The sequence below is a fragment of the Flavobacterium chilense genome (assembly GCF_001602525.1).
Classification (GTDB): domain Bacteria; phylum Bacteroidota; class Bacteroidia; order Flavobacteriales; family Flavobacteriaceae; genus Flavobacterium; species Flavobacterium chilense.
Map to the genome: position 1 here is coordinate 452,603 of NZ_LSYT01000001.1, position 23,875 is coordinate 476,477.

The following is a 23,875-nucleotide window of genomic DNA, read 5'->3' on the forward strand; positions in this document are numbered from 1 at the left end:
AAGAGGTTGTTGATGATAATAACCTAGAAACTCCTTAAGAAATTAGGGTGTTTTTTTTAGATTACATTTTCCTTATAAAATAGCCATCCGTTTTGTTTTTCTAATTACCTATCTCTGAATTATAGAATCCTGCAATTTTTTCAACGATTTCTTCAGGATAACTGCCAGTAAGATTTGTAAAAAGTATAATTACAAGATTATCTTTTGGGTAAATAATAAATGCCGCACGACCACCGCCAAGAGAGGCTACTGCAGGATGATTATTTCGCTTTATTACTGGCCAGCCTAAAGCATATGCATTTAAAAGTCCGCCAAAACCATCATAAGATCCATTGTTTAAGTTTACAGGTTCCCAAATAGTATTTATATTTTCATTTTCTTTAAGAAATTTACCCGATTGAAGTCCAATGATCCATTTTGCTATTTCTTCAGCTGTTGTAAATGCACCTGCATCAGCTATCATTTTTGATGGGAATTCTTCATATGTTTCCTTTAATTCGTTGTCTTTTATATATTCATTTGTTACTTTATCCTGATGATAATAAGAGTAGGTAGGGCATTTATTCTTGATTACATCAAAGGAATTTCCATAAAATATCTGTTTCATTTCGACTACATCAAACTGATTTTTACGGATAAATTTTTCAAAAGATGATCCACTGCATTTTTCAATAATACGCTGTAAAATAAAATAGTTAGTGGCGTTATAATTAAATTTTTCTCCAATTTCAGACTGCATTGGTAATTTCTTAACCATTAACCAGGCCAAGTCTTGTCCTTGATCTCCAATCAGCCCTTTTTCATCTTCAATATCAGGAAGTCCGGAGGTGTGACTCATTAATTGTTTAATGGTAATCTTTTTCCAATTTTCAGGAATAGAATCTATATGATGAGAAATAGGATCATTAAGAGTAAGTTTATTTTGTTCTTGTAATTGCATTATGCCAACTGAAGTAAAAACTTTAGCAATAGAATTTATCGAAAAAACAGTATTCTTTTTTACAGGTACTGAAAAAGGTACTTCTGCAATTCCAAGTGCTTCAGACAATACTATTTTATCCTTTTTAAGTACAACTAGCTGGCAGCCTGGAATTTTTTTTTCTTCCATTTCTTTTTGGAGATAGCTGATAATTTCTCTCTTTTTATTTTGAGCTAAAACACAGCTACTAAAAAAAAATATCAGTGATAAAATAAAAAATTTAATTCTCATTGTTAAGATTATCAAAGTTAAATAAATCAGTTTTTCTTTTTGAGGATATCTTGTTTTACCTTTTCTTGTTTTTGAACTCTAATTTACAATTTACAGAACTTATAACGCCTAAAATGCTATAATAATTTTTAACTATATTTGACCTGTATATTGTTTTGTCTGACAGTTTTTTTACTGAAAATGTAATTAAATCATAAAACCCAAATTTTAAAAATGAAAAATAAACTAACAGCTCTTTTATTTGTATTCACAGTGATAAATATGTTTGGGCAAGCGCCAGCTGACAAGACTAATTATTCAAATAAAAATCTGCCTCTTAGTGATATGGTTACAAATAAAGCCATAAATACGCTTAAAAAAGTTCCATTAGACGAAGCTTCAATTCTAATTTATGATTACGACGGTTCAATTTTTTCGTATGATTTAGAGTCTGAAACCATTGTCTGGACTTTAAAAGCTACAGATGCCAGTGCTGAAACCTGCACCAACAAAGCAACATTACAGGATGGAGTTGTATATGTTCCGTTTACAAACGGTGAAATTTTTGCAGTAGATAATCAAACCGGTAAACTTTTCTGGAAATCAAGATTAGGTAATATTATCGATCAGATTGTTCTAAAAGATCAAACTCCGGTCATAAATAATGGAAAATTATACATCACTGCTCAAAATCAAAATCAAGGCAGTAATATTTATGCTCTTGATATAAAAGATGGTAGTTTAGTATGGAACTACAAGCTGGATGCTCCACAAAACGATATTCCGGTACTCTTTTTAAATAACAAGATTTTTACCTCCAGCGCATCTAATTTATACAGTTTTGAAGCAAATACAGGAAAAGTCCTGAACCAAAAAAGCTTTACCGAAACCATGTCCGGAAAACCTGTAACAGATGGTGAAAATGTATTTGTAGCCAATGAAAAAGACCTGCTTTTTGCCCTGACTCCTGATAAACTGGATATTTTATGGCAATTTAAATTAGATGAAAATCAGCATAATATTAAGGAACGTATACTCTGCAAAGACAAAAAAATATATTTTGCAGCACAAGGTTCAAATGTTTCTTCTGTATATGCTGTTGATTCAAAAACGGGAACTCAGATATGGAAAACTGATTTTAAAGATGATAATATCGAATACATTACCAGAGAAAATGAGAATCTTTGGGGATATACCAAAAAAGGAAGACTTTTTGAATTAGACTTAACAAATGGTGAAATAGCATACGAACTAAAATTAACAACTTTACCGGTTTCAAATCTTGAATTTCCTAATGATGATAACTTGTTGTATTATTATTGTGATGCCGGTTTAATTCAATTTGACTTAAAAGAAAAAGACGAAAACGTATATTATATGCGAACCTCTCTTAAGGAAAATATCTATAGTGCATATCTAAAAATAATTCGATAAAAAAAGAAGCCGTTTCAATACTGAAACGGCTTCTTTTTTACTTTTAAATGGTGTTTTTCATAAGCTGTTTTAATCTTTTTTGCCCAACTTTGATAGATTGGAGCCCAAACCCGATCTCCATTAGATCCATTGCAGAGCATTATTATACCACTTTTGGTTGGCAAATGCATAAACATTGCAGCACTCCAGCCTATATTTTCTCCTGTGTGTCCAATGGTTCTTAACTCTCTATAATTCATGAAACGATATCCAAGACCGCTTTCGCCGTCTTTAGAAAAAGGAAGAACAGGTTGTTCCATTAATTTAATCGTTTCCGGTTTTAAAACCTTATTTAATTGTAAAGAATTGCTTCCAATAGACAACTCAGCAAAATGAGCTAAGTCTGATATTGTAGTTTGTAATCCTGCGGCAGCTTGTTCTGTAAATATTCTGTTCTTTATCGGGTTTCCTAAAGTATCATAAGCCGTTGCAGAACTTAATTTCATTTTTTCTGTCCATTCATAATTAGTGTGAGTTAACCCTAATGGTTCTAAAATATTTTTCTTCATATAGTCTGCAAAATTTTCTTTTGTCCTTTCTTCAAGAAGTAACTGAGCGAGAGTATAGCCACCTCCTGAATATTCCCATTTTGTTCCTGGCTCGTATATCAGACGCACCATTTCTCCATTTCTTTTGGTTTTTCCGTTAAGGGATTCTTCTAGGGTTAGCAATTTAGCTCCTTGCTCAAAACCACCATATCCATGTACAGAAAGTCCTGCTGTATGGCTTAGTATGCGTCGAAGTGTAACTCCTGAAGCATCGTAAGACGATTGAGGCAATTTCCAACGGGTTAGGTATTGATTAACAGGGTCATCTAAGTTCACCAAACCTTTTTCAGTTAATTGCATAAATCCCCACGCAGATACCACTTTCGAAATAGAACCAATATTAAAAATTGTTTCTGCCGTTACTGGTTTCTTGCTTGCCACATCGGCATAGCCAATACATTGTATCCATGCTATTTTCCCATTCTGGATACAAGCCACAGCTAATCCGGGAACGTTATTATTTTTTGTTAATTCAGCTCCAAGCTTTTGAATCTCCAGATAAAGTGAATCTGATTTTTGTATTGTAATATTTTCTTTTGAGGCTACAATCTTTTTTGGAGTTGAACACGAAAAAAGAGCCATTACACACGAAACTAATAAGAAATTGATTTTATATGGATTCATTTTTTTTATTTAAGCTGAAAGTACTTTTGTTTTCAAATAGTGAAAATAGCATTAAAAACATTAACTGTTTAATACAAAATTATAACTCCGCTCTCATAAGCTGAATTTAGAGATTAAAAAACAGGTATCATTTGTGAAGCTAATATAGAAAAACTTTAGGCAGGAGAAATCTAAAACTCAACGTACAATATTTCAAATAATTAAAAATAGCTTTAAGTGAACAAAAAAAGCCCCTTTATAAGTTTAAGGAGCTTTTTTATCATTTTTTTAAATCAGTACAATCTGGTTTATTTTGTTTTATTGAACATATATCGCGCAATTTTCCATTTTCCGTCTTCTTTGACCAATACAAACAATTCTCTGTTTTCTTCCGGAATGGTTTGTCCGCTGGCATGAATTAATGTTGTGCCTTTAGAATTTGTTATCGCATAAGCAGTTTCTCCCTGTACATCAATTTCATCAATAAAAAAATCGATATTTAACTGTATTGCTTTAAATACAAAGTCATACGAACTTTTTAATTGTTCCAAACCTTTGGCAGTAGGAGCGTTGGTTGGCATAAACACACCATTTTGTGCGTATAATGATAAGACTTTTGATACATCTGATGTATTTAAGGCATCACGATAAGAGAAAAGCAATTTCTCTATATCTTTTTTTTCTGTTGTATTCATTTCTACTTGTTTAAAATTATTTGTTACAGATTCTTTTTTTATTTCCTTTTTACAACTTGCTGTTAGCAATAGTAAAAAAACCGGAATTAGCATTTTCTTCATTTTTATAATGATTTAATTACATTACAAAGTTGAAGAAAACAGAAACGTAACGCCTATAAACAAATTTAAGAAATACCCTTAAACTAGATTAAGGGTAAATTATTTTTTAATACTATTATTTCGAATTTTACTCAAAAATTCAGGAGTTATTCCAAGATAGGAGGCAATTTGAGTATTAGGAAGCCGATTGGAAAGATTTGGATATTGACCTAAAAAAGTTTGGTATCTTTCTTCTGCAGTTGAACTAATATTTTGTAAAACCCGATTTTCAAGTTCAATGAATTTATTTTCAATAATAACCCTGAAATTTCGATCAAATTTTGGAAAATGAGTATAGAGAAATAAAAGGTTCTTTTTTTCTATTTGAAGAATAACTGATGGTTCTATTGCCTCAATGTAAAGATGACTTGGTTTATCTGAATGAAAACTGCCAATATCTGTAATCCATTCATTTTCGGAAGCAAATTGTATATTATGCTCTGTTCCGTTTTTATCAACTGCATACATTTTAAAAAGCCCTGAAGCAACAAAATTATAGTGTCTGCAAACATCACTTTCCTGAAGTATAAATTGTCTTCGTTTTACTCTTTTCTCAATTATACGCTTATTAAGTTCTTCCTTTTCTGTATCGTTAAGAGGAAGATAATTCTCAAAATGCAATATGAGTTGTTGTATGTTCATTCGTTTTAAGCTGCTTCTATAATGCAGATAAAGCTAATATAAGAAATATTTTTACCCGAAATCCAAATTTGTTAAGACAACTACAGTCATTATAAATGATAAAAAATTTAGTTGATCCTGATTAATCTTTTTCTCTCTTTAAGCATCTTCCTCTGGGTTCATCACCTTCACGAAGTACTACTTCAGAATGTAGAAATTGTGCTGCTTCGGCGGAGTCTTTTACTTTTATAGCACTGCGTTCTAACATTTCTGATTCGAACTCGTTTAATACCTTTTCTCTAATTCCGGTTTTTTTCCACTGTGATAAAGGTTTGCATCCTTTTGAAATGGCTCGCGCCAAGGAGAGTGCATCCAATAATGCCTGATTTGCTCCTTGTCCTTTAAATGGACTCATTGGGTGAGCTGCATCGCCAATTAGTGTTGCTTGTCCGGATTTCTCTAATAATGCAGGTTTCAGTAATTCACGATCGTAAACAGGATATCCGGAAATTTGATTTTCAGGGGTTGCTGCCAGAATCTGAGGAATAGGAGAGTGCCATTGTGTTCTTCGGCACGCTTCTTCTTTAAGTGCTTTAGGTCCCAGGTTACTTAAAGTTTTAGCATCGGTTTCAGACATTGGAAAACTAAGCTGCCACATTACAGAATCTGATGTAAAAGGCATCATATAGATTCGTTCATTGCCATTGGCTGTTTGAAACACTGTAGCCGAATCCAGCAAAGTACTATCAGGATTTTCTAAAGCATTTAAAGAACAAATACCCAATATTACAATACAATCCAGATAACGTAAAGGTGTAATAGCATCACCAATTAATAATTTTCTAACCGAACTGCGAATACCATCAGCTCCAACCACAAGATCTGCCCTGAAGCTCTTTAACTCTCCATTTACCTGAAAGTTAAGGTTAAGATCGCCATCACTTGTTTTGTTAAAGCCTGATAATTGATGTCCCCATTGAATCATATCGTTTCCGCCAAGCTGATTAAGCAGGGCCAAACGCAAAGATTGTCTCGCAATATGTATATTGGAACGTTTTGAAGAGGTATTGACATCAGAAGTGATCCATTTTCTGACTCCCCATTCTCCAATCACTTTTCCGTCTGTAGTATGAACCAGGTGTCTTGTTGAAACCACTCCTTTTTCTAAGGAGAAGATTCCCAGTCCTTCAATAGCTTTACTAGCTTGCTGCAATGTAAGTCCGTAGCCCTGAGATCGGGCATCGAAGTGGTTGTCGCGTTCAAAAAGAGTAAAAGGAATTCCGCGATGCAAACAGGCAACGGCCAAAGCTACTCCGCCAATACCGCCGCCAATAATAGCCACGTGCGGATAATTTTCTTTATCTGCAACAGGAATATCAACTGATGGAACTAATCCTGAGCCGGAACAATTTGGACATGAATATAACGGCGCTTTAGGACGAATTGGCACTGTTCCTTCGCCATTTGTTTTTTCGTATTTTTCGAATGCAATCTGGTACTGAAGCCGCACTTTTTTGCTAAGCCTTCTGCTTTTTTTGCCACGTCCGTGACATTCCTGGCAAATGGTCCAGTTAGCAACTTCATTATCTGTTTTTTTCACTTAATCTTAATTGCTTTAAAAAAATAGCCCACGCCATAATGTTGAGCTTAAATCATAAAGTAATGACTTTTGAATTTCATTACTTCTGTAGAAAGTTTATACTTTTAAACGTTATATAGCTTGCTACAGCCGTGCAAATTTAAGATAAAAGATAACGAGTACAAAAATACGCTCTAATTTTGACAGAACACTCTAAATAGAGGCTCAACTCTTTTTTGTATTTATTTTGAGCCCACTTTTAATAGTTCAGAATAAATTTCATTTAAAAAAGTCTGTTGTCTGGTATCATCCTTAAAATAACGTTGATAAATAACACTACAACTCTCAACATCAGAAATGTTTTTAGTATTAAAAGACCAATCATCAGTGTTTTTGATCGTAATACCTAAATCATTACTGCAGCTTTGCCAAAGTTCAGAGAATTTAGTTTTTTTATCATCGCTCAATTTACTAAAGTCTGCATATACCGTAAATCCGCGCATTTCTGAATTGAAAAATTTATTAATAGAAGTTACCGGAACACCGCCCCAATTGATGGTTTGCCCAACCGGAAGATCAATTGTTGTCAGTTTTGCTTCGCCCATCATTTCCTTTTGTTTTCCTTCCTTGAAAAAGTTCTCCTCATAAGTTAGTTTTGTCCCTGGCGGAACTGCTATGTTTTTTACAATTAATGACTTAGTAGTAATAAAATAGGGATAATTTGGTGCAGAATTTCCACCTGTAGGATTCATATTCCCAACGCAGCCTGTTAAGGATAATAATCCTAATAAAAGATGATAAGGTTTGAAAATTTTCATAAACGTTGTATTTAAATTTGAAAAACAGCTTATACTATTTACATTTTATATAACTAGGAAAACCAAAGTTTAAAACCATTAAATCCTGAGAAAACCGAACGCTAAAATTTTGCTCATGTCCATCAAATTTAGCTTTAAAGTAAAAATAAAGATACCTATTGTCAAGGAGTCTTGCTCCAGTTGAAATGATATTACAAAATTCTGTAAACTCTATTTCTCCTTTTCTTTTATTGATAAGGTTTTCGATATAGATTTTTTTCTCCGAATTATTTAAAGACTCCAATGTTTTAAACTTAATTTTTTTGAAGAATAAATCTTTTGTAAATATTTTTTTTCTTTAATAAAAATATAAGAACTATCTATATTCCAAGCAATCGTATCACTCACAAATTGTTCAGGTAAGGTAACATACATTACTTTTTTTTTCTTTTTTATAATACTATACAAATCTCTTGAACAATAATACACACCTTCAATATTTACTGTGTCCTGTATGTCCTGTCCCTGCATTAAAAAAGGTAATAATAAAAGCAGCAAACTTTTTATGTTTTTTAGCTTATATAGGTTTTTAAGCATTTCTTATTGTATTGATTTGAATAAATCCTGAATTGTCGATTTTTTCTGATTCAATATAATCAACTGACTTTTATCTTTTAAAAGAATTTTATATGCAAACTCTTTGTCAGTGTCATATTTCCAATTTTTTAATTCCAGAAATTTACTTTTTACGAGTTTCAGCTTTTCCTTATTGCTTTTTGAGATGATAATAATCTTTGTTAAGGTGGTTTTCTGCATTCTTTCGATACTGTTTTCTGTAATGAGATCTTCATATTCTGATCTTGAACGATAACGAAACATCTGGCTTATAGCACTAAAATCTTTTTTATTTTCAGTAAGTACATATCTGTATGTCATAATATTATCGAGCTCATTGATCCAATTTGGGAAATTTTCTTCGTATAGCCTGATATAATTATCAATAAAGTTTTTATCCATTGGTTTCTTTTGGCTGATATATTCTTCTACTAATGGATAAATTTGCTTTGCCATAAGATTTATATACTTTTTATTATACCAGTCTTCGGTGTCAATTTTTCCATTTAATTTACTAAATACATAACCATTGCCCAAAGCCGTAGCCAGAACTTCATTCATAAGCTGATAGGCATAATTGCTGCATTTTGATTTGTTTTCTTTAAAATAGGAATCAATTTGCGTTTTTACTTCAAGAGATTGTTCATCATAAATTATATGATAGGTTTCATGCATCATAACGCTAAACAAATCTTTATAGGATTTTAAATCGGTTTGTACAGCGCTAATAAAATTATTGCAAAATGCTTGTGCGGTAAAGCCTTTAGAATTTGGCAACGGATAAAAGGCTATATTAAACGGAATGGAATTATCCCAACTTGAATTATAAAATAATAATCCTGTTTCAAAGTAGTTTTCGATATGATTGTCGTTAGAATATTTAGCAATGTCCTGAAGTTGCTTTTCAAATTTATCTTTGTTCGGATTGTAAATCAGTTCGTTGTAAATAGGGGTAAACTCAGAAATACAGGTTGCCAGATCGTTTAAGGTTTTAGTGGGTATAAAACCAATTGTTCGAATCTTAAAATCTTTTAGATTCTCTGTTTCAATTAAATTTTTCTGTAGGATATCCTGAGCCTGCATGGACTTTTTTGATCCATAAGGGTATTCGTCGAAATGGTAACTGTAATCATAAAATAACTGATCAAATTTTGAAATCAGATCTTTGTATTTCTCAACGTTATATTTAGATTTTTGAAATTCTGTTTTAAAATTATTTTCCGGATAATTCTCTGAAAGATTTTCTAAAAAAACAAAAACAGCCAATTGTTCAGAATATTTAATATTAAATGTTGGCTTTTGGGCAGATAGAACGGTTGTTAAAAATAAAATTACAAGTAAAAGTCTGTTTTTCATATATCTTAAAGAATAATTATAGGTTGTAAAATTAAAATCAAGGATAAATCATAAGAAATACAAACGCAAATAGATTAACTAAAAGTACAACGCCATATACAATATTTGATTTTCCTTTGCTTAATGACAACATTACTGTAAAGACAGATAAGGCTAACAAAACTATAGATTTAATGTCGAGCCCAAGAATAATAGGCATATTCATGATAATACAAACCACGGCTACACTTGGAATGGTTAAGCCAATACTTGCCAAAGCAGATCCCAAAGCTAAATTTATACTGGTCTGAAGCCTGTTTTTTCTTGCCGCTATAATAGCTGCAATAGCTTCAGGAAGCAAAATTATTGCTGCAATAACAACACCTACCAACGTTTTGGGCAAATGATAACTCACAATAATGCTCTCGATTGTAGGCGAAAGCGTTTTTGCCAATAGTACCACAATTCCTAAACTTATAATTAGAAAAACAAGGCTTGTGTAAAAGGTTTTATTATTGATTGCTATTGGTTCAACTGCTTCTTCATTTTCATCGTCGCCAACAGTAAGGAAGTATTGTCGATATTTGCTGGTTTGAGCAAATAAAAAAGACGAATAAATAACAATACAGGCAATGGAGGCAAAAACAAGTTGTGGCATTGAATAATAAGAACCTTTAACGCTTTCTGTAAAAGTAGGGAAGACCAGTGTAAAGACTATAATCGAAATCAATGAAACTAAAGCAATAGTGACAGAAGAAACTGAAAAGTTTTGTTCGTAATGTTTTAGACTGCCAATTAAAAGACAAAGTCCAATAATGCCATTTAAGATAAGCATCGTAGCAGCATAAACAGTATCTCTGGCAAGCGAAGCAGCTTCAGGACCTTCTGATAACATGAGAGAAACAATAATAGAAACTTCTATAACAGTTATGGATATTGCCAAAATAATGGTTCCATAAGGTTCTCCAACTCTTTCCGCTATTATTTCTGAGTGATGTACGGCCGACATTACACTTAAAATAAGCAGTATGCTTGCCGCAACCTGAAAGAAACTGCTATTGTCGATTAATCCGCTAAAAAAAAGAATCCAGGATAGTGCCGGAATGATAATTGTCCACTGAAGTAATTGTTTCATATATCAATATTTTTTACCAATAGTTTATTAAAAATCGGCTTATTTAATTTTTGTAATATAAAACTTTTTTTACTATAAAAGAGCAACAAACTGTATTATCTCTACGATTGAGCTGGCAAAAATCTGTTTTTAAGCTATAATTATACAACTGAATCAATTCTGTTTATTCAGAGCTCCAAAACCACGAAGGATAGTTGTTATTTTTATAAAATAGTTTAATAATGAAACTTTTTTACACCATTAACTTGGTTCCCAAAGTTCAATTTTATTGCCATCAGCATCCATAATATGCACAAACTTTCCGTAATCATAGCTTGTAATATCGTCCAGTATAGTTACCCCATTTTCTTTGAGTTTGTTTACAAGTCCTTCAATATTCTGAACCCGATAATTAATCATAAATTCTTTCTTTGATGGCAAAAAATATTTATCTCCTGTTTTAAAAGTGCTCCATTGCAGCACATTTACTTCATCCGGATTATCGTTGTTTCTGGATTGAAATGTAGAACCCCAGTCATTGATTTCTAAGCCCAGATTTTTAGCATACCATTCGTTGGTTTCTTTTGGATTATCTGAGAAAAAGAATATACCGCCAATTCCTGTAACTTTTGGTGTAGTATCTGAAGCTGAATTGTCTGCTTGTTTTTTAGAATCTTCCATGTTGGTTGTTTTTTGATTGGTTTATAACAAATTTAAAGAAATTTATAATGGCTTTATCTGTTTTTAAGGAAAAGAACAAGTACAAAAAAACTCCATTATTTCTAATGGAGTTTATACTCTTAGTTTTATTCTCAAAAAAAAAACTTAATCATTTAATCCTTTTCCGTCCAGAATCTGATCCATCACTTTTTCTACTCTGGCTTCTCTGGTTTTGGACTGTTTTGGAGACGAAAAATGAAGCAAATAAGCTCTTTGTCTTCCCGGAGTTAAGGCTTCGAAAGCTGTTTTCAAGGCAGGGTTTTGGTCTAATTTCTTTTGAAATTCCTCAGCAATTTCAAACTCCCGGGTTTTCTTTAGTATGACTTTCAAACCCGCTTTTTCAACCTCAATGGCTTCATAAATATAAGACTTAATGCTGGCTTTTTGATCTGTAATTTCTTTAAGACTGGTAAAACGCATTTGTCTTGCTGCCTGAACATTTTTGCTTTGTTGTACTAAAATTTTATCGGTATCCTGCAGTAGGGCGCCTTTAAAAAACAAAAGAGCACAATATTCTTTAAATTCATGAATTAAAACAATATTACTATTTTGACAGGTATAGCAGGGAGTTCCCCATTTAAGCTCTTCTGTCAATTGGCAATCCAGAACAATCTCACGCAATTGTTCTTGTTCTTTATGCCATTTTTTAGTTTTATCAAAGTAAAAATCAACTTTCGGATTCATAATTTATATTTTAAAATTAAACCCTTAATGAGCCCCGAAAACCTCTTGCGGCATAATAAGACTCGGCACCATTATGATATACAAACACAGTGTTGTAGCGGAAATCAGAAAATAAAGCACCGCCAAGTTCTCTAATATTAGATGGCGTTAGAATCCAGCTGGAAGTTTTAGTGTCAAAATTTCCTAGTTTTTGAAGTTCCTTATATTGTTCTTCAGTCAAAATTTCAATCCCAATTTCAGCCGCCATATCCAGAGCACTATTTTTAGGTTTATGTTCTTTTCTGGAGTCTAAAGCTTTTCGGTCATAACAAACGCTTCGTCGGCCTTTTGGACTTTCAGCTGCACAATCAAAAAAAATGTATTCACCTGTTTTTTCATCAAAACCTACAACATCAGGTTCTCCTTCTGTTTTATCCATTTCATTAATTGACCATAGTTTACCAGAATTAGCTTCTAGTTTTACTTTAACATCTTCCCAATTAATATTTTCATGTCGGTTTTTGTTTTTTTCAAAACGTAATTTCAAAATAGTAAGTATTTCTTGCTGTTCGTCAGCAGTCAATATGTTTTTATTGTTACTCATTTCGTTTCTGTTTTTTATTCTGAAATTCTATTTTACACCTGTTTTGTTTAATAGATATTTTTCAAGTTTTTCTACATTTTCTCTTTGTCCCTGATCTGCTTTATGCACTTTTACTACAATATCATACATTTCAGGAGTATCAAATAACATGGACCAGTCTAGTATTGTTTGTTTATCTTTTGAATCAAACTTTACTGTTGTGATAAAATGCGGATTAAAATGTTCAAATACTATCTTTTCAAACAGAATAACTTCTTTAAAAACACTTTTGTTTGGATAATTGGTTCCATCAGGGCCGTGCATCGTTAAATTCCATTCTCCGTTTTCCTGTACATCCATTTTATGAATTGTATTGGTAAAACCATTTGGTCCCCACCAATTGGCAATATGCTCAGGATTTGTCCATACTTCCCAAACCAAATCAACGGGAGCATTAAGTGTTTTTATGTTACGCAATTCCCTGTTTGCAGTGGTATTATCTGATTTTTCCATTTGTAAATTTGAATTAAATTTCTAATACGCTTTATTATTTGCTTTACTAAATTAAAAAATAAAATCAGGCAGTGCTTAATTTACTGTTGCGATTTTTCTGTCAGCAGGTCTGTAATACCAGGATACAATAGTTAATACAATTAATAAAATTGGACCAAAAAGTTCTTTAGGGCTATCACCACAAGCTAAATGCGAAAAGACTGCACCGGACATAGCAAAAAAGAATCCTGCATAAGCCCATTCTTTCAATAAAGGAAATTTCGGAATGAGAACAGCAATAACTCCCAATATCTTCCAAATTCCCAAGAGCGTTAAAAAATAAAGCGGATAACCCAGATGACGCATCATATCTGCTTCTTCTTTCATTTTAATTAACTGAACCACTCCGGTTGAAACCATTCCTAACGCAAGCCAAAGTGTAGCAACCCAATAGATAATTTTGTTTTTCTTTTTCATGATTTCTTATTTTAGTTTATTTACAATGTCCTGTAATCTGTTGTGAGCCATATTAAGCCCTTGTGCAAATGGTAATTTGAGCATTTGATTTCTGAGTTCGACAGATTTATAAACGATCTGCATTTTTAATCTGCTGGTTTCATCAGTAAGAGATTCAAATTCTAAAAATTCAAGCTGCACGGCAAAAGGGGCGTTCTCCATTTCAAAAGTCCTGATGATTTTTTGATCCGGAATAAATTCATGAATTACACCATTTGCCTTAAATACAACATTTCCTTTTGGATCTGAGGTTTCAAATTGCCAGCCTCCATATTTTTTATTTTCCAGTTTAAGCACTTTTGTTCCCATCCATTGCTCAACAATTTCAGGTTCTGCATAAGCTTTAAAAAGTAATGCCAGCGGAAGATCAAAATCTCTGGTAATCAAAAGATCATGTTTATCGTCTTGGGCGGTAATTTTTGTTTTTAAATCCATGATTGGTCTATTTTTTTGGTTTATAATTTTTCATGATAGCTTCTAGTTTATTAAATCGGTCGTCCCACATTTTTCTGAAAGGCTCTATAAAATCAGCGACTTCTTTCATTTTTCTTGCATTGGTTACATAATAAATTTCTCTTCCGTTTTGGGTTTGTTCCAAAAGTTCACATTCGGTTAGTATTTGAATGTGTTTTGAAATCGTTTGCCTTGAAGAGTCAAAATTTTCTGCTATAACTCCGGGAGTCATAGACTGAAAAGCAACTAAACTTAATATTGCCCTGCGGGTAGGGTCGGCAATAGCCTGAAAAACATCTCTACGAATTTCCATTGTGCAGTTATTTGACTGCAAATATAATGCAGTTATTTGACTGCACAAAATTTTAAAGCATTTTTATTTAGTTTTCAGTCATTTATAATATTATTTTTCCAAATAGAAATAAAAAATCCCCGTATTTGTTGAAATTCGGGGATTCGTTTTACATCATTTTTATTTTTAATCTAGCCCTGCAAATTTAAAAGGCTGTGCTGTTTTAAAATTCATGGATGATTCTCCGGAATAATTTTCATTATTGGCGAGGGTTAACTTTCTTATTTTTCCTTTTTCACTAAAATCAAGCTTACTGAATTCTACCCAAACAACATTAGGATTTAGCACATTATCAAAATAGTATACCAGATTTTTTTGATCGGCAACTGTTCGCCATCGTGTAGACGAAATATTAGGTTCTGTTGGCGAAGAAATACCTAACGGAACTGAACAGTTTCTAATAACGCTAAACACACTTGCAATGGCTGTTCTAATATCATCTGTTTTAGGAATTGCATCAATATAATAAGAGGCTCTTGTAAAACGATCTGCTGCTCTGTTTGTTCCGGGCAGCATGATGGTTCCCGGAATTCCTTTCCAATAAGTATTGATTGCCAGTTGCTCATCAAAAATAGGGGAGTTGGTCATGGCAACATACTTTCTGTCATGATGAATAACCAGTTTTCCGTTAATAAATTCAAAAATAGCATTATCACCAGTTGCATCTGATACTGACAGGTGAACTGTTGCAAAAATATCGGTTCCGGGAATATGAGACGATACAACAACAAATTCATTTTTTTCTAAAGCTTTGACAACTTCATTGACTGTGGCATAATTATCCAGAACATATTGTAGCCAAAGGGAAACAGCCAATCCTTTCTGACTTCCGTTTTTCTCAAATTTAGGATAAGTAGATTCTACCAGCCATAACAGATTTCCAACCAGACCTTTTTCATTCATCCCGTCAGAAGAAGCAATATCCCATGAACTGGTTATGACACTGCCAAATTTAGATTTCCATTTTACTGAATTGTTTCCGGCTTCGCCATTTCGCTCAATTCCTCTTGGGAAAACCCATAAATTAGCGGGAATCGTTCCTTTCCAGTCCATAGAACGGGCTGTAATAATAGTTCCGTTTAAACCTTCGTAAACCACACGTGTACAGGCAATGGCTTTTGAACTGAAAATAATAATGCTCAGAAATACTAAAGATGTCAAAATTTTGAATTTTCTTTTCATGGAATTTTCTTTTAAATTTTACCTACTCTGATCGGTTTTCGGTTTGCCCGTCATATGCAATTCATAGCTAATTTAAAAAATTACAGACAGATAACATAGCAATTAATCTATTGAATATCAAAACAATGAAATATCTCTTTCAATATTAATTTGTTCCAGAAACAATTCATCATGCGAAACCACAATCAATGTTCCCTGATATTCATTGATTGCAGCTGTTAGTATTTCAATATTTTGAATGTCTAAATTATTAGTTGGTTCATCCAGAATAATCAGATCTGGCGATTCAGAATTAATAGTGAGACAACAAAGCATCAAACGCATTTTTTCGCCTCCGCTTAAGGCAGAACAGGGTTTATCCCAATAATCTCTGGAAAATAAAAACCTGTTTAATCTCATCTTTATTTCATGTTCTTCTAAACCTGAGGCATTAAATTCCTGTGCCTGTTCGTAAACCTTGAGCTGATTGTTTATGAGAGAATAGTCCTGATCTATATAAACCGATTTGTTTTCTGCGATATAAACATTTCCAGATACAGGAGATAATTTACCTAATATTATCTTGATTAAAGTTGTTTTTCCAGAGCCGTTCAAACCTTTTAAAGCGATTCTTTCTCCGCTTACGATTTCGATATTGAGATCTTTTTTCCATAGCAACTGATCCTGATAAGTATAATTTATTTCTGTTGCCTTAAAAAGTATTTTCCCTTTATGTAAACCAGAATGATAAAAACCAAATTTCATCTGATCAATATCCGGTAAATTAGATCGTAACTCACGTAATTCTTTCGAAATACCATCAATTTTTTCTACATGAACACCTTTTAATTTCGAAGTACTATTTTCAGCATTATTGCGTAAAGTGTTCATCATGATTCTTGCAACACCTGATTTTTCCTGTTTCTTTTTACCACGGGCATCCAGTTTTTGTTGCCTTTCTAAAGTTTCACGTTCTTTTTCTTTTGCCTTGCGCAAAGCTTTTTCTTTGCTTTGTAAATCCTGATTCAGGGCATTATTTTCAATTTGTTTCTGCTCAGCATAAAAATCATAATTTCCGCCATAAACTGTAATACCTCGTTTACTAAGTTCATAAACGGTATTTAGAATGTTTAGTAATGTTCGGTCATGACTTACAATAAGTAAACTGCTGTTTGTAGATATCATAAAGTTATACAACAATTGTCTTGCTGATGCATCCAGATGATTGCTCGGCTCATCCAGCAAAACAAACTCAGGTTCATGAATCGAAATTCCGGCCAAAAAGACTTTCGTTTTTTGTCCCCCGCTTAATGTTTCCATTTTTTGAGACAAATCTAAATCAGTAAGCTGCCAATATTTTAAAGCATTGTTACAACGCTCTTCTATAGTCCAGTCGTCGTTTAATACATTTAGATTTTCTTCTGATACATTGCCGTCTAATATCTCTTTTAAGGCTTTAAATTTTTCGTTTACACGTAAAGCTTCGGCAATCGTGAGGTGATTGTACTGACCAAATACCTGCGGAATATAATAAGGTTGTGAACTAACTCTAAGTTCACCATTTGAAGATTGAAGTTCGCCTGCAATAATTTTAAGCAAAGTCGATTTTCCAACGCCGTTGTTGCCAATTAAGGCAATTTTTTCGTGATTATTTATTGTAAAACTGATAGCGTCGAACAATACATCACCATTAGTGTGTTTATATGAAATGTTTTGTAGAATAAGCATAATTTCTTTCTGTGAAGATGAATAAATTGAGCCACCACAAATTGCGGTTACTCCCTAAATTGCCTGAAAGAAATTATTTTTCACATAAATTGGTTTGTGTATGTTTTACAAGTGCAAAGATATAATTTTATGTTTTATCTGACCAGCAAAAAATAACAAACCACAATGCTTTTGGATACATTGTGGTTAGTTCTGCATATTTTGAGTTCAGTAAAACTGAATTTTTTGGTTATATTTTCTTAAGCGTAACTTTCATTTCTTTACTATCCAGAATCAGCTGATCGCTTGTAATAGTACTTACGCATGGATATGGTGTACCAACTTCATCTTTTATTACTAAACTTTTTCCACCTTTTGTCAAAGCATAAGTACCATTTGTTATCTCTCTCGTTAAAAATCCGGTAACATGGCCATCTTCTGTAAAAGTTAGGGTTCCATCGCTCAAAATGACACTTTTTAGAGAATCTGAAAGGGGCATTTTGGGCTCAACGGCAGTAATTTTCCAGGCGTTTACTAAGGTATTCCTTTTAGAGCATGAAATCGTTAATACTGCAACCATTGCAATTCCGAGGATAAATAATTTAGAGTTTTTCATGATTTTGTGATTAAAAGTTAAACTATAGAAAATTACAAAAAAATTACATTCAATAAACATAAATTTCACACAATTCGCAATTAATTCATCTGACTATAAAGCTTTTATACTTTATCAGGCTTTATTTAGAGTATAAAAGCTAATGTTTTTCATATTCTAAATCATAAGAATTACATTGCTTTTTTAACACCTGTAAGTACGCTTCCAGATTGGGTTTCTTTCCAAAAAGGCTTGGATTTAATCTGATTAATATGCCACTTTTTTTTGTTTTTAAAATGGTTGTACAAAGCAATAACTGTTTTGGGTTCTCCTAATAAATAAGCAATTCCTGTACCTCTAAAATCAGGTTCCAAAATAGCTATTTTTTCTAAAACATCTTCCGCAATAAGAGGATCAATTACATAATAATCAAATGGAAAACTGCCATCAATATCCGGAAAAATATCTCTTTGAGTATGAGCATAAATAAAGCTGAATACTTTTTTATCAACAGAAATATTTCGGTTAATTTCATATAAATGAGAAAGAGAGGTAATATCTCCAATCATATAATAGTAGTCTGCATTTTCATCTATAAGCAATTTTCCTCTTGGAGGCTTAAAATAAATAAGATCTCCGTTTTCCAGCGTTTTTACCCAATTTGCGCCTTTTCCTTTAGAAAATGTACAAATTGCAAGATCAATAACCTGATGTACCGGTTCATAATTCCAAATAGAATATTTACGGCTTTCTAAATCAGGAAAACTCACGCTATCGCCAAGAAAAATATCAATGGTAAAACCTGAAACATAATTCATCTTTGCAAAATCACTGCTTTTTATTTTAAGATGAAATACATGCCTGTTAATTTGCCTGATAGCAATTAATTCCCCCTTTTGAATTTCATAATTTGTTTCCATAATTTTAATTTTTATTTGACAAAGATGAAAATTGAAAAAAAGGTGACTCTTGACTTAAGTCAAAATCAGATTTTTGATTTTAAACGACTTAAAGTTTCCTGAGAAATATTAAGATAAGATGCTACCATTTTGTTTGGTAAACGTTGTACATAATCAGGATTTTGACTTAGCAATAACTTGTATCGCTCTTTTGCATCCATAGTTACAAACGACATCAATCGTTTTGTATTATTCACATACGCCATTTCGAGATAATGCCTGTAAAATTTTTCCCAGGCAGGAATTGTGTCAGTTAAATGATAAAAATCCTGTTGAGTGATATACAATAATTCTGTTTCTTCTAAAGCCTGTATAAACTCAAAAGAAGGCTCATTTGTAATAAAACTTACTAAAGCGGTTGCAAAATTATCTTCGAAGGCAAGATATCGGGTTGAATCTATTCCTTCTTCATTAATAAAAAAGATACGCAGACAACCTTTACCAACGAAAAACATTCGTTGGCTGGTTTGTCCATGTGTAACTAAAATTTCATTTCTATTAGGAGTTAATGGCTTAAAAAAAGACAATATTAAACTTATTTCAGCATTTGAAACAATTATCTCTTTTCTAATATAATTCTCAATTTGTTGGTACATAGTAAAATTGTTTTTTGCTGATTTAAGATAATATTCGATTCAGATGCTGAAACAAATAATTAAGAATTCATTTATTTGGCTGCTAATTTTTCTGAAAGCTTTCTTGCATTTGGAATTATCAAAAAAGCGGCTACATAAGCTACCGGAAGCATAACACTCCAGGCTTTTAGAAATTTTAAAAACCAGTCTTCTCCAAATCCGTAATTTCGGATAAGGCCAACAAATGCCATTATTAATGTCATCGGAATTACAACAAACAAAGTGTTGATATACTTAAAATGTTTCTTTTTCATATTTAGAAAATTTTGAATTAATACTGCTGCAAAGATGTTATAACAGTATTAATTCAAAATTGACTTAGATCAAAAAGATATTTTTAGTGTTTTAATAAAATTTAGTTCAGGGTAAGGGCTCCCAGAATCTCTTCGTACATAAAAGGACCGCCGGGATATTTGGCAGTATAATCTAAATTCATCCAGACCTGACCACGCTCATCAATATGATAATGTATTTTTTTACCATAACTTTCTTTGACAAAAAGTACATTTTTGATTAAGTAATTGACTTTTTCCAGATCAATTAAAGAACCAATTAAAATTTCAGGATAAATATGTCCTTTGGTATGAATTAATCTTGGGGTACCACCAATAGAGCGTATCGCGGCAGCCATCAGGATTGAATGATCATCGCAGTCTCCTGAAAAATATTCTAAAGATTCGCTTGCAGTAGCAATATAATCTCCTTCTTTTGGATCATTTACATAATTCCAACGACTATTAATCTCTTTAAAGACTGCAAAACACTGAATAATGGTTCTGTAATCAGAATATCCTTTGATACCTTTAAAATGCTTGGTTGTTGCCATAATGGCAAAGTTTCGAACTTTTGGGTTCTGATATTCTATTGCATTAATGATTTTTGATTTGTTTGGAAACGGAAGCAGCTTTGCCACGATAATATCCTGCGGAAACGGATTGTCTGACATAGTGTAAATCATCGAATTATAATCCTCTGAAATTTCACTAAAACCATAATTTCCAATCACACTTCCGTAAAACAAAACCAATAAATATACTGCGATACAAAGAATGATAATAGTTCGCAATAACATTAAAAGAAAGAATATGGCAGCAAAAACAAATATAAAAATAAAAACCCTGTCGAGATTAAAAGGCCATTCTAAGTCGATCAGGTTCTGATGCAGTATGATAAAAATAGGTATCGTAATTAAAAGACTCAACAGCATAATAATAATCCTGTCCCAGGGTGATTTCACCTGTAATTTGGATTTTAATTGCGGAAAGTCAATTTTAGGAAATTTTATCATAAGAATCAAAAGCAGGTTTTTACAGCGCTTTTACCGTTTCAACAAAAGTACTTTTTTTATCAATAATTCCCAGATCAAATAACTGATTTTGAATTTTAATAAATGCTTTTTCGTTCAAATTCTTCTGAGACCATTGTGTAAGTTTTAACCATTCCTGAATGTCTTCAATTTTTTGATTAAAAAGTGCCGATAACGTTTTATCAATATTTGGGATCTGAGTAAAATCCTGAGTTGTTTTATTGATAACTTCCAGTATTTTTTCAACTACTTTCGGATTCTTTTTCAGGAATTCGTCGCGAACAGTTATTACAAAAGAAGGCCATGGAGTAGGGCAGTCACCAACTCGTCTGAAGATACCTTTGTCAACAAGCGGCTTTGTCATAAAACGTTCCCACATAAAATAATCGGCAGTACCATTTGTTAAAGCTTCTACAGCGCCATCAATCGTATTTATGATTTCGAATTGCAAATCATCAGTATCCCAGCCATTTTCATGAGCGTTTACGTAAGCCATTAATTGCGATCCGGAACCAATTCTGGAAATGGCTACTTTTTTGTCTTTAAGATCTTTTACGTTTTGATAATTTGATTTTGCAGCAACATGAATTCCCCAGATCAAAGGTGATTGTACATAGATCTGAACAATTTTACTAGGGTTTCCGGCAACAATATCTTTTACAATACCTTCGGTCAGGATAACCGCAATATCAGCCTCTCCGTCACGAAGCATCTGACACATTTTGCCTGTACCTTCAGGAATGTCCTTCCATTGTAAATCAATGTTTTCAGCTTCAAATTCACCATTTTCAATACATAAATGCCATGGCAAATTGAAGTGTTCAGGAACACCTACAATTTTTACAGTTTTCATTTTAGTTAAGTTTAAGTTTGGTAAGCGTATTCTAAGTTTGTTTGTCTAATTTTTTAATAAATCGGTTCTGTGTTTATCAGAGAGACAAGGCTCAGCAAATTCAATTGCAGCCTGCGATTCGTATTCATTTAATAAGTTCTTTACCAGAGCATAATCTACATTTCGTGTAATTTCTACAGCAAAAAAAGTATCATTTAATCCTTCTGATATACAATCAATTGCTTTTAATTTCTCTCGTATTATTTCCTTATCAAAACCTTCTTCTAAAATTAAAACCTGAACAATTGAATTTCCTGAATTTTCTATTGTTTCTCTGTGAATAAAGTATTTTTCGTTTTCATCATATTCGGCACGAAAAATATCATCAGTCGCAATCAAAGGTCCAAAAAACGGAATATTGTCTAATTTGAAATATCCTTTCTCTAAATCGATAATTTCTGCCCACATGGTTTCTGTAACCACTTCTTCGAGATAAGTACTGTAATATTTAAATACTATTTTTTTATGCGTTTCTGCCATTTCTAATTTTGTAATTATTCTATTTCACTTATTACAGCTTTCAGAGGCGAAATAACAATGCGATAACCATCCGGATCCTGAAACATTTTTCCGTTTTCATTCCAAAAAGGATTCATTGCTTTAATACTTGAAATATTATGCTGTACAAGCTTTTTTATCAGATCATTATAATCTGAAATTGTTTTGGGATAAAGCACAATTACATCATCTTCATCAAAGGTGTGTATGGCTTTTGTTCCCGATTGTGTAAATTCAAAGTGCCAGTCTAAACCTGATTTCCCCAGAAAAATTCCATCATAATCATGATGGTTCTGAAAATCTCCTAATCGTTCAAAACCTAAAATATCAACGTAAAATTTTTCGATTTTTTCAAGATCATTCGTATGTCGTGCCACTCTTAAAAACATAATTCTATCTTTTTAATTAAAAATATAAAAGTTATAAAAAGAATTAATCCTGCCAAAAAGTTTTTCTGGGAAGTTGTAAATCCATTTTTGTCAACGCTTTTATTCTTATTATCCCAATAATATGCTAAATCTTTAGAGTATTTATCTTCTAAAGATGCATTCAACAATTGAAAGAAACACCATCTAGATAAACCTCCGATCCCTAAAAAAAAGGATTGTAAAACATGTTGAATTAAATGCATCATAAATTATTTATTCAACTCTAAAAAGAATTTTCAAATTATTTCTCTGCCAGTTTATTCAAAGTATATGCAATCAACTCATCAACAGCTTTATACGGATCTTCACTAAAAGTTCCTGAAGCACGATTGGCGATAATAGCGTTTAAAGATAAGGCATTATGGCCTAATAGAGCCGAAAGTCCGTAAATCGCTGCCGTTTCCATCTCTAAATTAGTAATTCTTTCTTCATTAAAAGTAAAATTATCCATTTTACTGTTTAATTCTGAATCCTGAATATCCAAACGTAAAACACGTCCTTGTGGACCGTAAAAACCTCCGGCTGTAGCGGTAATTCCTTTGAAAATTTTATCAGATTCGATTAATTTCTCCAATTCTTCAGAACAGGCAATTGCATACGGCCTTCCTTTTCTGATATCCCAGTTAGTGTGATTGATAAAAGCATCCTCGATGGCAGCATTCGATACTTCGTCAATCAAATAGGAGCGAAGCATGTTATCCAAACCAAGTCCATATTTCGACATTACAAAACTATCTACAGGAATATCAGCCTGCAAAGAACCCGAAGTTCCAATTCTGATGATATTTAATGAAGTTAGTTTTTCTTTTGGCTGACGCGTTTCTAAATCAATATTTACCAAAGCATCCAGTTCATTTACAACAATATCAATATTGTCAGGTCCAATTCCGGTTGACATTACAGAGATTCTTTTTCCTTTGTAAATTCCGGTTTGGGTTTTAAATTCTCTTTTTTGTGCAGAATATTCAATCGTATCAAAAAATTGGGTAATTTTTTCGACTCTGTTCTGGTCTCCAACAAAAATTATATCGTGTGCTATATGTTCTGGACGAAGGTTTAAGTGGTAAACGCTTCCGTCAGGATTAAGTATTAGTTCTGAGTTTTGTATCATTTTTTTTTAAGGTTCTAAGTGGCAAAGGTTCTGAGGTCCTAAGGTATTCTGTCGAGACGTATAATTTTGTATCTTATTATGCCCGCAGATTTAA

General features: G+C 32.5%; 28 protein-coding genes. 1 reads left to right on the plus strand and 27 read right to left on the minus strand.

The features are described from left to right. Positions 1–100: 100 nt before the first annotated feature. Positions 101–1,210 (minus strand): serine hydrolase domain-containing protein, encoded by a 1,110-nt coding sequence (locus A4F88_RS01790; RefSeq protein WP_068840818.1) that lies wholly within the window; start codon positions 1,208–1,210, stop codon positions 101–103. Positions 1,211–1,423: 213 nt separating this feature from the next. On the opposite strand from A4F88_RS01790, the gene A4F88_RS01795 reads away from it, so the two are divergent. Continuing rightward, a complete protein-coding gene (locus tag A4F88_RS01795; RefSeq protein WP_068840819.1) occupies positions 1,424–2,623 on the plus strand; it encodes an outer membrane protein assembly factor BamB family protein in 1,200 nt (399 codons plus the stop codon). A 14-nt stretch (positions 2,624–2,637) separates the two neighbouring features. Here the strand turns inward: A4F88_RS01795 and A4F88_RS01800 are convergent, their stop codons facing one another. The 26 genes from A4F88_RS01800 to A4F88_RS01935 form a co-directional block, all read right to left on the minus strand. After that, entirely contained in the window at positions 2,638–3,834 is a 1,197-nt protein-coding gene (locus A4F88_RS01800; protein WP_068840820.1) for a serine hydrolase domain-containing protein, read from the minus strand. Positions 3,835–4,121: 287 nt separating this feature from the next. Beyond that, the gene (locus A4F88_RS01805) at positions 4,122–4,610 is read right to left on the minus strand and encodes a YybH family protein (protein ID WP_082815671.1); all 489 of its coding nucleotides are present in this window, start codon (positions 4,608–4,610) and stop codon (positions 4,122–4,124) included. Positions 4,611–4,709: 99 nt separating this feature from the next. Beyond that, the gene (locus A4F88_RS01810) at positions 4,710–5,291 is read right to left on the minus strand and encodes a Crp/Fnr family transcriptional regulator (RefSeq protein ID WP_068840821.1); all 582 of its coding nucleotides are present in this window, start codon (positions 5,289–5,291) and stop codon (positions 4,710–4,712) included. A gap of 121 nt (positions 5,292–5,412) precedes the next feature. Beyond that, positions 5,413–6,870 (minus strand): FAD-dependent oxidoreductase, encoded by a 1,458-nt coding sequence (locus tag A4F88_RS01815; RefSeq protein ID WP_068840822.1) that lies wholly within the window; start codon positions 6,868–6,870, stop codon positions 5,413–5,415. A 221-nt stretch (positions 6,871–7,091) separates the two neighbouring features. Further along, on the minus strand, positions 7,092–7,667 hold the full coding sequence (locus tag A4F88_RS01820) for a hypothetical protein (protein ID WP_068840823.1): 576 nt from the start codon (positions 7,665–7,667) through the stop codon (positions 7,092–7,094). 270 nt (positions 7,668–7,937) lie between these two features. Continuing rightward, complete coding sequence (locus A4F88_RS01830) at positions 7,938–8,243, minus strand: hypothetical protein (protein WP_068840825.1); 306 nt, start codon at positions 8,241–8,243, stop codon at positions 7,938–7,940. Between the two features lie 3 nt (positions 8,244–8,246). After that, the gene (locus A4F88_RS01835; RefSeq protein ID WP_068840826.1) at positions 8,247–9,617 is read right to left on the minus strand and encodes a hypothetical protein; all 1,371 of its coding nucleotides are present in this window, start codon (positions 9,615–9,617) and stop codon (positions 8,247–8,249) included. 37 nt (positions 9,618–9,654) lie between these two features. Continuing rightward, positions 9,655–10,731, minus strand: coding sequence for a calcium:cation antiporter (locus tag A4F88_RS01840; RefSeq protein ID WP_068840827.1), 1,077 nt, complete (start codon positions 10,729–10,731; stop codon positions 9,655–9,657). 240 nt (positions 10,732–10,971) lie between these two features. Beyond that, positions 10,972–11,391, minus strand: coding sequence for a VOC family protein (locus A4F88_RS01845; protein ID WP_068840828.1), 420 nt, complete (start codon positions 11,389–11,391; stop codon positions 10,972–10,974). A 144-nt stretch (positions 11,392–11,535) separates the two neighbouring features. Continuing rightward, a complete protein-coding gene (locus A4F88_RS01850) occupies positions 11,536–12,114 on the minus strand; it encodes a YdeI/OmpD-associated family protein (protein ID WP_068840829.1) in 579 nt (192 codons plus the stop codon). Positions 12,115–12,130: 16 nt separating this feature from the next. Then, positions 12,131–12,697: a DUF4256 domain-containing protein gene (locus A4F88_RS01855; RefSeq protein WP_068840830.1), complete on the minus strand. Its 567-nt coding sequence runs from the start codon at positions 12,695–12,697 to the stop codon at positions 12,131–12,133. A 27-nt stretch (positions 12,698–12,724) separates the two neighbouring features. After that, positions 12,725–13,189 carry an SRPBCC domain-containing protein gene (locus A4F88_RS01860; protein WP_068840831.1) on the minus strand — a complete coding sequence of 155 codons (465 nt, stop codon included), beginning with the start codon at positions 13,187–13,189 and terminating at the stop codon, positions 12,725–12,727. 75 nt (positions 13,190–13,264) lie between these two features. Continuing rightward, positions 13,265–13,645, minus strand: coding sequence for a DoxX family protein (locus A4F88_RS01865; RefSeq protein WP_068840832.1), 381 nt, complete (start codon positions 13,643–13,645; stop codon positions 13,265–13,267). Between the two features lie 6 nt (positions 13,646–13,651). After that, entirely contained in the window at positions 13,652–14,119 is a 468-nt protein-coding gene (locus tag A4F88_RS01870; RefSeq protein WP_068840833.1) for an SRPBCC domain-containing protein, read from the minus strand. Positions 14,120–14,126: 7 nt separating this feature from the next. Continuing rightward, complete coding sequence (locus tag A4F88_RS01875; protein ID WP_068840834.1) at positions 14,127–14,450, minus strand: ArsR/SmtB family transcription factor; 324 nt, start codon at positions 14,448–14,450, stop codon at positions 14,127–14,129. Positions 14,451–14,615: 165 nt separating this feature from the next. Then, positions 14,616–15,671 carry a linear amide C-N hydrolase gene (locus A4F88_RS01880; protein ID WP_068840835.1) on the minus strand — a complete coding sequence of 352 codons (1,056 nt, stop codon included), beginning with the start codon at positions 15,669–15,671 and terminating at the stop codon, positions 14,616–14,618. A 117-nt stretch (positions 15,672–15,788) separates the two neighbouring features. Further along, positions 15,789–17,378, minus strand: a complete 1,590-nt coding sequence (gene abc-f / locus A4F88_RS01885; RefSeq protein ID WP_068840836.1) for a ribosomal protection-like ABC-F family protein — start codon at positions 17,376–17,378, stop codon at positions 15,789–15,791. 229 nt (positions 17,379–17,607) lie between these two features. Continuing rightward, a complete protein-coding gene (locus tag A4F88_RS01890) occupies positions 17,608–17,973 on the minus strand; it encodes a hypothetical protein (RefSeq protein ID WP_143154990.1) in 366 nt (121 codons plus the stop codon). Positions 17,974–18,143: 170 nt separating this feature from the next. Further along, positions 18,144–18,872, minus strand: coding sequence for a ferredoxin reductase domain-containing protein (locus A4F88_RS01895; RefSeq protein ID WP_068840838.1), 729 nt, complete (start codon positions 18,870–18,872; stop codon positions 18,144–18,146). Positions 18,873–18,937: 65 nt separating this feature from the next. Continuing rightward, positions 18,938–19,507, minus strand: a complete 570-nt coding sequence (locus A4F88_RS01900; RefSeq protein ID WP_068840839.1) for a Crp/Fnr family transcriptional regulator — start codon at positions 19,505–19,507, stop codon at positions 18,938–18,940. 71 nt (positions 19,508–19,578) lie between these two features. Continuing rightward, positions 19,579–19,800 carry a DUF2798 domain-containing protein gene (locus tag A4F88_RS01905; RefSeq protein ID WP_068840840.1) on the minus strand — a complete coding sequence of 74 codons (222 nt, stop codon included), beginning with the start codon at positions 19,798–19,800 and terminating at the stop codon, positions 19,579–19,581. Positions 19,801–19,901: 101 nt separating this feature from the next. Then, positions 19,902–20,834: a transglutaminase-like domain-containing protein gene (locus tag A4F88_RS01910; protein ID WP_068840841.1), complete on the minus strand. Its 933-nt coding sequence runs from the start codon at positions 20,832–20,834 to the stop codon at positions 19,902–19,904. A gap of 19 nt (positions 20,835–20,853) precedes the next feature. Then, complete coding sequence (locus A4F88_RS01915) at positions 20,854–21,705, minus strand: substrate-binding domain-containing protein (protein WP_068840842.1); 852 nt, start codon at positions 21,703–21,705, stop codon at positions 20,854–20,856. Positions 21,706–21,750: 45 nt separating this feature from the next. After that, positions 21,751–22,224: a DUF4265 domain-containing protein gene (locus A4F88_RS01920; protein ID WP_068840843.1), complete on the minus strand. Its 474-nt coding sequence runs from the start codon at positions 22,222–22,224 to the stop codon at positions 21,751–21,753. Positions 22,225–22,238: 14 nt separating this feature from the next. Further along, positions 22,239–22,631 (minus strand): VOC family protein, encoded by a 393-nt coding sequence (locus tag A4F88_RS01925; RefSeq protein WP_068840844.1) that lies wholly within the window; start codon positions 22,629–22,631, stop codon positions 22,239–22,241. Positions 22,632–22,911: 280 nt separating this feature from the next. Next, on the minus strand, positions 22,912–23,781 hold the full coding sequence (locus tag A4F88_RS01935; RefSeq protein ID WP_068840846.1) for a nucleoside phosphorylase: 870 nt from the start codon (positions 23,779–23,781) through the stop codon (positions 22,912–22,914). Positions 23,782–23,875: the final 94 nt, after the last annotated feature.